This window comes from Mesotoga sp. UBA6090 (assembly GCF_002435945.1).
Taxonomy (GTDB): domain Bacteria; phylum Thermotogota; class Thermotogae; order Petrotogales; family Kosmotogaceae; genus Mesotoga.
In genome coordinates this window covers 24,100-34,991 of record NZ_DIXC01000073.1, presented here as the reverse complement: position 1 = coordinate 34,991, position 10,892 = coordinate 24,100, and the positions used below count along the sequence as shown (strand labels likewise).

General features: G+C 46.0%; 10 protein-coding genes. 2 read left to right on the top strand and 8 right to left on the bottom strand.

Features of this window, described 5'->3' with window-relative positions; genetic code table 11:
- Nucleotides 1–355: 355 nt before the first annotated feature.
- The 7 genes from B3K42_RS11865 to B3K42_RS11835 all read right to left on the bottom strand — a co-directional run bounded on the left by B3K42_RS11865 (nucleotide 356) and on the right by B3K42_RS11835 (nucleotide 7,072).
- Complete coding sequence (locus B3K42_RS11865; protein WP_110990507.1) at nucleotides 356–1,141, bottom strand: inositol monophosphatase family protein; 786 nt, start codon at nucleotides 1,139–1,141, stop codon at nucleotides 356–358.
- Nucleotides 1,134–3,503 (bottom strand): phenylalanine--tRNA ligase subunit beta, encoded by a 2,370-nt coding sequence (pheT, locus tag B3K42_RS11860; RefSeq protein WP_110990508.1) that lies wholly within the window; start codon nucleotides 3,501–3,503, stop codon nucleotides 1,134–1,136. The genes B3K42_RS11865 and pheT overlap by 8 nt, the downstream gene beginning before the upstream one ends.
- On the bottom strand, nucleotides 3,500–4,531 hold the full coding sequence (gene pheS, locus B3K42_RS11855; protein ID WP_110990509.1) for a phenylalanine--tRNA ligase subunit alpha: 1,032 nt from the start codon (nucleotides 4,529–4,531) through the stop codon (nucleotides 3,500–3,502). Before pheS ends, pheT begins: the two co-directional genes overlap by 4 nt.
- A gap of 30 nt (nucleotides 4,532–4,561) precedes the next feature.
- Entirely contained in the window at nucleotides 4,562–4,987 is a 426-nt protein-coding gene (locus tag B3K42_RS11850; protein WP_110990510.1) for a Fur family transcriptional regulator, read from the bottom strand.
- A gap of 116 nt (nucleotides 4,988–5,103) precedes the next feature.
- Nucleotides 5,104–5,985: a hypothetical protein gene (locus B3K42_RS11845; protein WP_110990511.1), complete on the bottom strand. Its 882-nt coding sequence runs from the start codon at nucleotides 5,983–5,985 to the stop codon at nucleotides 5,104–5,106.
- A 39-nt stretch (nucleotides 5,986–6,024) separates the two neighbouring features.
- The gene (locus B3K42_RS11840; protein WP_110990512.1) at nucleotides 6,025–6,519 is read right to left on the bottom strand and encodes a hypothetical protein; all 495 of its coding nucleotides are present in this window, start codon (nucleotides 6,517–6,519) and stop codon (nucleotides 6,025–6,027) included.
- Complete coding sequence (locus B3K42_RS11835; protein ID WP_110990513.1) at nucleotides 6,512–7,072, bottom strand: RNA polymerase sigma factor; 561 nt, start codon at nucleotides 7,070–7,072, stop codon at nucleotides 6,512–6,514. The genes B3K42_RS11840 and B3K42_RS11835 overlap by 8 nt, the downstream gene beginning before the upstream one ends.
- A 267-nt stretch (nucleotides 7,073–7,339) precedes the next feature.
- Between B3K42_RS11835 and B3K42_RS11830 the strand changes: the two genes are divergently transcribed.
- Together B3K42_RS11830 and nth are read left to right on the top strand one after the other, a co-directional pair.
- Nucleotides 7,340–8,758, top strand: a complete 1,419-nt coding sequence (locus B3K42_RS11830) for an aminopeptidase (RefSeq protein ID WP_110990514.1) — start codon at nucleotides 7,340–7,342, stop codon at nucleotides 8,756–8,758.
- Nucleotides 8,751–9,398: an endonuclease III gene (gene nth, locus B3K42_RS11825; RefSeq protein ID WP_110990515.1), complete on the top strand. Its 648-nt coding sequence runs from the start codon at nucleotides 8,751–8,753 to the stop codon at nucleotides 9,396–9,398. Before B3K42_RS11830 ends, nth begins: the two co-directional genes overlap by 8 nt.
- On the opposite strand, the gene B3K42_RS11820 is transcribed toward nth, so the two are convergent.
- Nucleotides 9,343–10,872 carry an ABC transporter permease gene (locus B3K42_RS11820; protein ID WP_292598941.1) on the bottom strand — a complete coding sequence of 510 codons (1,530 nt, stop codon included), beginning with the start codon at nucleotides 10,870–10,872 and terminating at the stop codon, nucleotides 9,343–9,345. The genes nth and B3K42_RS11820 overlap by 56 nt on opposite strands.
- Nucleotides 10,873–10,892: the final 20 nt, after the last annotated feature.

Here is a 10,892-nt window from a genome sequence, read left to right as displayed (position 1 = left end):
CTCCAATAACCAAGGGTCAGACCGGTTCCAAGATGCAAGTTGCAAGAAGAAGCCAGACCTCTATCTGAAAGAGCAATGATAAGTGTCATCCCGCTCTCAAAGTCATCTTCTTTCTGCCTTTTATGTCATCTGACAAAGCTCCTGGTCAGAATCTGGCTTTAGTCTTGACGAAGGACGGGTCCATGATCTTGCTCTTGGTTTTGATCTTGGCCAAGAACGAAAAACAGATCCTCGCTCTGGAACGAAGAACAAATTCTCAACGAAGGACGTTTTTTACAGCGATCAGCGTCTAGCGAACAGCGGCTCTTCCAGCGATCAGCGGGTCTTCGCTCTCTTATCGAGTAAATGCTCTCGTTCAGTCGTACAAGACTTTCTCGCGAAATTCCTTTACCAGTTCGGGTGAGTTGTTGGCAACGAGTACATTAGGACTGAAGAGGTCGAAAGGTTCTTCGACACAGCTGCCAACAAAACCTCCGGCTTCTTTGACGAGAAGCACACCGCTTGCGACGTCCCAGGGTTTTAGCCTCTCTTCCCAGAAGACATCTGCTCGCCCCGACGCAACATAGGCAAAATCGAGACAGGCACTTCCTGTTATTCGCAGCCCCCTGCATATCTTTATTGCTCTGTTGATTCTTGTGGTAATCCGCTCAAAGGCGGTCTCGGATGAGTACTGCATCCCCACATGGCTAGTGGCTTCACGGAGATCTCTCGTCTTGCTTACCCAGATCCTTTTGTTGTTCAGGTAAGCGCCTTGACCTTCAATCGCATGAAAGGTCTCCTTTCGGTTGTGGTCATAAGTAATTGCCAGCACAACACGATTCTCGGAGTAGAGAGCAATCTGCGTAGAATAATGCGGATTTGACTTAGAAAAGTTTGTTGTTCCATCAACAGGATCAACTATCCACATTGTCGACGACCTCACGTCCGGGCCTGACTCTTCACCCAGATAATCACCCTCCGGAAAGAGATCATGAAGAAATGTCCGCAGCCTGTCCTCTATCTCCAGGTCGACCGAGGTGACGATGTCCTTATATCCCGTTTTCCGTTCCACTGAAAACTCTTCCTTGGAGACCTTTCGCCAGAGTTCCGGAAGAAATGCCCTTATTCTTCTGCTGAAGGTATTGAGAAGCAGATTATCCACGCAGCTTCACACCTATCTTCTGCGTCTCTCTCAAGACAAGATCAACAAGACAGTTTATTTCTTCATCAGTCAGGGTTCTGTCGAAAGTTTCAAAGGCCAGAGTAACGGTGATGCTCTTGTATCCAGGCTCTATTCCCTTTCCATTGTAGAGATCGGATACTCTGATTTCTCCAAAGGCGGTTCCTTCAAGAGTCCTGCTTATAAGAGCCTCCAAATCTCCATACTTAACAGAGTGCGGTACCAGAAAAGAGAGGTCCCTAAAGACCCTCGGGAAAGGGGAGATCTTCTTTGCGCCGGCAAACTTTTTCATCATGCTCTCTACTAAGCTTAAATTGAGCTCTGCAATGTACACCTCGCCACTCTTGATTTCGTAGAGCGAATCGGCAATAGAAATGTCAACGGCACCAAAGAACCCAACATTCACTCCTTCGATCTCAACCGAGACGGCCTTGCCCTTTTCTAGCCAGGGAGTCGAGAAACTACTGAAAGAAGGGGTCAAACCGTATAACGAGAAGAACTCGTCAACTATCCCCTTGAAGGTGAAAAAGTCGACTACTCTCTTGTCGGAATAATCCAGCGGGTTTTCACGGCCGGTCGAGACGAAACCAAGAGCAATTGTCTCCCCCCGCTCTTTCTTTGGATCAAAAACCGAAGCTACCTCGAAAAGTTTAATATCTCTATTCTGCCTTCTGTAATTATAAGAAGTTGCAGACAAGAGATTATAGACCAGAGAAGGCCTCATAACTGCCATATCCATCGAAAGCGGATTCGCAAGATCCAAATGATCGACACTCGCATCGATTCTCGAAATCTCGTCGGGATTTATGAAGCTGTAAGTCACTATCTCATCGAATCCATATGCAACCATCAATTCCTTCAATTTCTTCTGTCTCTTCAGAGATTTAGGAACCCCTTCTGAAATTGGGAGAATTCTTGGAAGTTCATTTTCGAAATTGTCGTAGCCATAGATCCTGCCGATCTCTTCGACAAGATCGATCTCCTGCTTCGTATCGTACGCTCTGAATGGAGGTGGTGTAACTTTCCAGCCACTTTCCGTCTTCTCGGGTTTGAATCCGAGGTTTTTCAATATGCTGGTTGTCTTCTCTATCGGCACTGATCCACCCAATGTTTGGGTTATGAATGATTCTCTCAGATTCATGGGCTCTGTCTTAATCACTCCACCAGCATCAACGATCTTCGAGCCAACCGACGCGCAGGCCAACTGTTTCATCAAGTCTGCCAGGCGCTTCATAACATAGAGAGAATCTTCATAATCGATTCCTCTCTCAAATCTGTATGAGCTGTCTGTCGAAATCCCAAGCTTTCTAGCGGTCTTACGAATTCTTACGGGATCGAAAACGGCAACTTCGAGCAGTACATTCTTCGTTGTCAAATAGATTCCAGAATCCTCTCCACCCATTACTCCGGCCAGTGCGAGCGGCGTCTCACCATTAGTTATAAGCATGTCGTTGCTATCGAGCTCGACAATCTTGCCATCCAGAAGTTTAAGCTTTTCACCGTTTCTCGCTTCACGAACAACAATTTCGGTCGATCCGATCCTCTCGACATCAAAGGCATGAATTGGATGTCCCGTCTCAAGCATCACATAGTTTGTTATATCCACAACATTGTTTATCGGCCTTAAGCCGGCCGCAACCAATCTCTTCTTCATCCATAGAGGAGAATCACAGATATTCACATCATTCATAAGGAGAGCCGTGTACCTGCTACAGCCACTGTCTCTTAATATCACTTTCAGTACCGGATCCTCTCCAGACTCGATCGATTCGTCGACACCGGGTTTCTCTACTTTTCTCTCATAGATCGCGCCAAGCTCCCTTGCCATACCAATTGTAGAAAGGCAGTCGCCGCGATTAGCTGTTAACTCTACTTCTATTACCGCCGAGTTAAGTCCAAGCAATTCAACAACAGATTCTCCCAGTCGCCCCTCTTTCAATCGCATTATTGTGAGAGATTTGTCTTCAAGCCGAAGTTCTTCCAGAGACAGAAACATCCCTTCCGATTCGACACCGAGAAACTCTTTCTTCTCTATTTTCTCACCGGAAAGCGAGGAGCCTTCGGGCAGAACCGCTACTGTTTCCCCACTCTTGACAGTCATATCTGCGGTAACAATCACAGCTTCGCGTGAACCAATATCCACTTCAGTTATTAAGAGCCGCTCACTCTCAGGGTGAGACCTTGTCGAACGAATTCTTCCAACTACCGCTCCCTGTACGTATTTCCAGGGATACTCGATTCCGGCAACTTCAGTACCGCTTAGCGAAAGGCTATTGCTGAGTTCTTCGGGAGTCTTGTCGGTTACGTCAATGAATTCGTTAAGCCATTCGAGATACAGCTTCATATTACGGCCCTCCTGTAACCCCTTAGGAAACGTCTATCATTTCGAAGAAGATCTCTGATGTCTTCAAGGTCATACTTCAGCATCGCAATTCTCTCCAGACCGGTCCCGGCTGCAAAACCACTCCATATTTCCGGATCGAACCCGACGTTCCTGAAAACATTCGGATGAACCATTCCAGCTCCCAAGATTTCAAGCCATCCACTTCCACCGCAACTTCTACATCCCAATCCTCCGCATATTCCGCAGCTTACATCTACTTCGAAACTGGGCTCGGTAAAGGGAAAGAAGCTTGGTCGCAACCGTATCTTTCTGTCCTCACCAAAAAGCCTCTTTGCGAAATGATCAAGAGCACCCTTTAAGTGGCTAACAGAGACACCCTTATCAACGAAAAGGATTTCAAACTGGTGAAACATCGGAAGGTGAGTCGCATCGGGAGTATCCTTTCTGTAACAGGTTCCTGGCGCGAAAATAGCAAGAGGCGGCTTTCTCGACTCCATTGTCCTGATCTGCACGGGCGAAGTGTGAGTTCTTAGAAGTCTGCCGTCTTGGAGATAGAAGGTATCCTGCATGTCCCTTGCCGGATGCCACTCGGGAGTATTCAGCGCCTCAAAGTTATAGTATGTCGTCTCTATCTCTGGGCCCGTAGTTACTTCGAAACCCATGCTAACCCAGATGCTTTGCACTTCCTCCATTATCTGTGTTATCAGGTGAAGAGAGCCTATATCCCTCTTTTTGCCAGGAATTGTATAGTCAAGTCTCTCGGATTCCTCTCGCCCTCTCTTTGCCAGTACTTCAAGCTCGCTTCTACGGGAGTTCAGAGCCTCTTCAATAGATTCCTTGTAATCATTTACGATTTTTCCGAATTCTCTTCGGTTTTCGGGAGGAATCTCTTTCAGCTTCTTCATAAGGGAGGTAATCAATCCCTGCTTCCCAATCAGTCGTGATTTCTCTTCCTGAAGATCATTCAGGTCGGAAATCTTCATTACCCTGCTTAGGACTTCTTCCAGATTAATATCGAGTCCTTCCATTAAGGCACCCCCAAGAAACGTAAGAAGTGGTTATTTCGTATGCTTGCAGTCTGAACATAGCCCCTTGTAGATAAGTTCGAGAGAGTTTACCTCGAAGTCAGCCAGTTCAGGAGGAAGTCCTTTCGCGCAGGCTTGGTAGTAATTCGAAGGAATATCGAAGACTTTCCGACAGGAATCACAGATAAAGTGGCCATGTGGTTTGATATTGGAATCATACGGCCTCGAGTTCTTTGAAACTGCAATAGCCCCAATAATCCCTTCCTTTTCGAGGACTTCCATTAAGTTGTAAACTGTAGCCATAGATATATTTGGATATTGCTGTATTGCATACCTGAAAACCTCATCAGCTCCCGGATGACCTTCATGATCCTTGAGGATCCTTATAATCGCCACTCTCTGAGGAGTGATTCTGTAACCCCTGCTTTTTAGAAGATCTATCGTGTCTTTGATTTCCATACAATTAAAGCCTCCACAAAAGGTTTAAATTGATTATACAACAGAACTTCATTCATTTTAGAAAAAGATTTATGAAAACCTCAATAAGACTTGCTTTTGAGTGAAAGGCTTAACCACTAGTAAAGATCATCAAGAAGCGACTTCAGAGTCTTTGTATCCACCATTCCCAGAAGGCTTACTGCAGAAGTGGCGGAAAGTCTTTCAACTGCGTAGCTGAAGCCGTTCGCTTCAGCCATCTGAGCGGAGAACTTCTGAAGATAGTCCGGCTCTGTGTTAAATGAGAAATACAGAACCATCCGCCCGTATTCTGTGGAATACATGAGAAGAGTATACAGATATGTCTTTCCATCCGTGGCAAAGTCCATCGAAGACCAAGCAAAATGTTTTTCAAGCATTGATTCCGAAAAATACACTGGAGGACGAATTATGATCATACCTTCAGTCGCATTTGTAAGCTTGGTCAAGGATTCATGTGACATCTCCGAGTAATTACGGTAGCTCGCGCTTATTGTGTGAAAAGGATAAGATTTCACAAGCTTTAGAAGCTTGAAGTTGTCATCATATGTAACATCGAAAGAGAGGGTGCCGGAGGAAATCGAAATCTTTCTGCTGTTGGGAAGGTCGAGAAAGAGATCGACCGTATATGACTTGCTGTTGACAAGATCTACAAAGTTGTCTTCAAAGTCCTTAATATTGATAAGCGGTTCAAAGGCGACACTTCTAGTTCGGAAGATGGCAAAATGACCTGAGCCGTTTCTAACCCAGCCGAATTCACCCTTTACAGAGGAATAAGACGTAACCAGCTTATATGGACCGGATTTTATTACTCGCTCGTTCTTCGCAGTAGTAACTATTCCGCTCTCTTGTACGTATCTATCTACTTCATACGAAGAGTTCTTCAGGGTATTTACTAGTGTCGTTAACTCTTCGACAGTATCCTTCCCAACCGCCAGCCCGATAACAAGCAACAGGACAACGAGTACGGACAGCTTTTTCACGGCGATTTCACTCCTTCTGTGTCTTAGAGCGTTTATAGATCAATAAGTTGTGTTGATTCCCGAGATCTCAAAGTAATTCTTATCATCCGGTTGACTGAGAAAGCCAAGAGAGCGCTCCATTTCCTGCTCCATCATCGCAACGTCGTTCCTCTCCGTTTCCTCTTGGGGAAAGGCCGTCAAATTGACCCTGAGCTTCTCAGAAAGAGTCGAGCTGGAACCAAGAACGTTCGCGAGCTGATAGAGGTCTCCCTTCTTCTTGATCAAAATGGTGTTGCCTGTGAAGAACGAAACAGAGAAGAAACCTAGCGCCAGACACGCCGCTACCGTTCCCAGCATTCTGTAAGGCTTATTTCTCAGCTTTCGAATCTTGCTGACCGTCCTTTTCTTCAAGTCATCCGAAGGTCTGTAGCAGCAACTCTCTTTGAAAGCCCCCAAAACCTTCACGTAGCTCTTTAGGTTCTTCTTTTCGTCTACCCTCAGTTCCTCAAAAGGGATCTCTCGATCCAAAATGTGGACAAATCTTTCTTCATCCAATGTAACCTACCTCCTCGAGAAGCTCCTTAAGTCTCTTCCGAGCATAGTGTAACCTGCTCTTCACCGTTCCAACCGGTTTGTCGAGTATGTCGGCAATCTCCTCGTACGACAGATCATCTATGTCTCTCAACTTAATAAGCAAACGATCATCCTCAGAAAGCTTTCCAACAACAGACATCAATTCTTCAAAAGAAATCTCGTCCATAACTTCCCTAAACACGTTCGTGGTTGCTGGTGGCTCAAATGCTACTTTATCCTCGTTCTCTCTGAAATCTGTCAGAAACTCATTGTTGCGCTTTCTTTTTGCAAGTGTATCTTTGCAGACATTAACTGCGATTCTGTACAGCCACGTCGATAACTTCGCATCGCCCCGGAACTTCCTGACGTTCTTAAAGACCTTTATAAAGACCTCTTGAATCACATCTTCTACGTCATCATAACCAAGGTACGATTTGATAACACTACCCAACCTCGGGGCGTAGTCATCATACAAGACTTCGTAGGCCCAGACTTTCTTCTTCTTCAGTCCATCTATCAACTTCTTTTCGTCCAACCATACCACCCTAATCTGTTTTATATGACGATGGAGAAGCGAACAGGGTTCAACTTCACAAGTTAATTATACTAATTAATCCAGATCATTCATATCATTCCATTATAGACTGCAAATTCTTTTTACAAGCGAATCATAAAAAGAGAACGGCAAAACAGAGAAGCTCGACTAATGTCTAAAAGCAAATCAATGCAGGTCGAAAAAAGCAAACATATCCGATAGAATTATAGAAGATGGAACCAAACAGACTTTCATGGAGGTGAAGTATTGAAAAAGGAAGAAGTCAAGAAGCTCGGTGAAAAGCTTACTTTGAAGAAAAAGAACGCCTGGTTCACACTCGACAGAGACGCTGTCTTTGCCTATTCAAAAGATTATATGAACTTCATTGGCAAATCTGTTACCGAACGTCTGACTGTCAGACATCTTGTAGACCTTCTCCGGGAAAATGGTTTCAAACCACTCTCTTCATTCGAGGAAAGCGGTGTTAAAAAGGGCGACCGCATATACATTACTAAAGACAGCAAGGCCCTCATCGCAACAGTCATCGGCGAAGACCTCACAGACGGTATCGACATGGTTGCAGCTCACCTCGATGCTCCTAGATTGGATCTCAAGCCAAGTCCTCTTGTAGAAGATTCGGGTCTCGCAATGCTCAAGACACACTACTACGGTGGAGTCAAGAAGTATCAGTGGCTCAACATCCCTTTGGCCTTCGTAGGTACCGTAGTCAAGAGCAATGGAGAATCGGTAGATGTCTCTATTGGAATGAGTAGCGGAGATCCTGTATTCGTAATTTCCGATCTTCTGCCTCACTTGGACAACAGGGAAGGTGATTTCAGAAAGGTCTTTCAAGGAAAAGATCTCAATGCTATGTCCGGATCTATTCCGATAACTGACGTCAAGGACTTTGAGAATCCAGTTAAGCTGATGTTCCTTAATCTGCTATATGAAAAGTACGGACTTGTCGAAGAAGACTTCTTCTCTGCGGACATCCAGCTTGTGCCGGCTATCGAACCAAGGGAAGTCGGGCTTGATCGATCTATGATCGGCGCTTACGCGCATGATGATAGGGTCTGTTCATACGCTGCTATTACAGCGCTTAAAGATATGTCTTCAATAAAGAACCCAAAGAGAACTGCAATGGTTCTTCTCTTCGACAGGGAAGAAATTGGAAGTGAAGGCGTTACTGGAGCAAAGGGGCGGTTTTGGGTCGCTTTTATCGAGAAGCTTCTCAACCTTTCTGGAGAGAAGGGGCTTTACGAGATCGACTTTCTTCTCGAGAAATCCAGAATGATATCCGGAGATGTTGCCGCCGGATTTGACCCAACCTTCAAGGATGCTCACGATCAGACAAACGCTGCAAGATTCGGATACGGAATCGCAATATTGAAATACACGGGCTCCAGAGGAAAATCAGGAACCAGCGAAGCCAGCGCGGAGTTCATGGGCTACGTGCGTAACCTTCTAAACGAGAAGGGAGTTCACTGGCAGAGTACTATCTTAGGAGAAGTCGATAGAGGGGGCGGAGGAACAGTTGCGAAATTCTTCGCCGAAAGAGGTGTCACAGTTGTGGATGCGGGAACGGCCGTCCTTGGTATGCATTCCCCGTTCGAGATTCTCTCCAAAGCAGACCTTTATGAAACCTACAGAGCATACAAGGCCTTCCTGGAGGGAGGCGATGTCTAAGCCTGACTGCTCACCTGCGGCTGTGTCGGAATGGATAGTAGAGAACTTTCCTAGAGGTCGCGATTATGAAGAACCTTTCGAGGTTTTGGTGAGCACAATACTGAGTCAGCGAACAAGAGATGAGAATACCGAGGAGGCCTCTCGCAGGCTCTTCTCGGTTTATCCCGATCCGCAGTCTCTAATGAAGGCAGAACCAGAAGATCTTTACGAGTTGATCAAAGCTTCGGGAATGTATAGACAGAAAGCGGCAAGAATAATACACTGTGCGAAGATAATCATCGATAGCTTCGGCGGCGCAGTACCTGACACTCTTGAAGAATTGGTCACAATCCCCGGAGTTGGCAGAAAGACTGCGAACATCGTCCTAAACGTTTCATTCGGAAGGGATGCCCTTGCAGTTGACACCCATGTTCACAGAATCGCAAACAGGCTGGGATGGGTAAAGACGAAGAAGCCTGACGACACCGAATTTGCTCTGATGAAGCTCTTGCCACCCAAGATTTGGGGACCGGTTAACGGGTCAATGGTCGAGTTCGGCAGGGAGATCTGCAGACCTATAGGCCCAAAGTGCGAAACTTGCGGAATTAGGGAGTGCTGCGAATACTTCTCTCAGGTTTTTGCGCAAACCACCGGGAGATAGCGACAACGGAGATAATAATAATTCCAAGGGCCGAGCTTAAGAACCTTGCCTCCAGTAGATAGCGGCTTCCGTTTAGTCTGTAGATGGCAACGGCAAAGGTAGGGAAGTCTTTGCTCCCGAGTATCAGCGATCCACCAAATTCGCCCATAGAAATGGCGAAAACTACCGTTGCAGCGTAAACAATCGTGCTTCTGAAGAAAGGGATTATCATATACCATACGCGTGCAAGTTTCGAAGCTCCGTCGAGTTGTGCCGCCTCCAGGAAGGCGAGCTCTGCACCGATCACCTGACCACTTATGTAGTTCAAAGCAACGGGCAACGAAATAACTATGTAAAGTAGCACCAACAGCAGTGGAACAGGGAAACTTCCAAATACTGTGAGATAGGAAACAGCTAGAATCGAAGGCGTTACGGACAGAGCGATCAAAGACACTATTCTCAGATATCTCGAGCCACGAGAGGTGTCCCTTGCTTGCCACGAAAGAAAAAAGGCGATCGATACCGTCACAACGGCCGCAAGAAATGAAAGCGTTATTGAATTGACCAATGTGTTTGCCAGTCCCGTTCCGAGAAGCACAAGCTTTTCTGCAAACAGCTTCGTTATTCTCCCGAAGATGAATTCCTCTCTGGTCCAATCGTAGAATGAACTGAAGAGAGCGCCAAGAATCGGTATCCATTCGAAGAGAACAAATAGCCATGAGTAGATGCCCGTGAATCTGTTCTTTTCCAGATACTGTTCACCATGCTCAAAGGATGAGCTCTTCTCGCTCAGCGAGATGAGTATTCCGAAAAGCATAATAAATACGAACTGAACTACGGCAAGAACGACGGCATTCTGCGGTGCCGCCAATAGTCTGAAATTCATATAAATTGAAACTTCCAGGGTAGCGAATTGCGCCCCACCCAATATAAGAACAACGGCAAAAGAGGTGAAACAGTAAGTGAAGATAAGAAGCGCGGAATTGATAATTGCCGGAGTAACAAGAGGTAGTTCCACTCGCAGAAGTCTTCGTATCCTCCCCGATCCATCTATCTTAGAACTCTCCAGCACATCTGAGGGCAATCTTCTGAGCGCATTCCCAAGAACTAGTATAACTATAGGTGCGTTATAGAAGACGTGTCCAAGTAAAACTGCCCCCAGAGAATAAAGAATCTGTATCCTCTCCAGACCGGCAAAAGACATCAGGTTGTTGAAGACTCCATTTCTGCCGTAAACTGCCAGGAAGCCTATTGCCATCGATATGCTGGGAAAGAAGAACGGTATGTAGGTTGTTATGCCCAATAGACGGGAAAGACGACCGTTGCTTCTGGCATAGTGTACTGCCGCCGGGAAACCGACAATCATTGCAAGAAATGTACTGAGAAGCGCCTGCTTGACCGTGAACCCGGCAATCGACCTAAACGAAGGCGATGAAATCACTGCAAAAATCGTACCTAACTGTAGATTTCCGAAAGCAAAGAATAATGGCAGCAAAACAACGGCCGCGATCACGA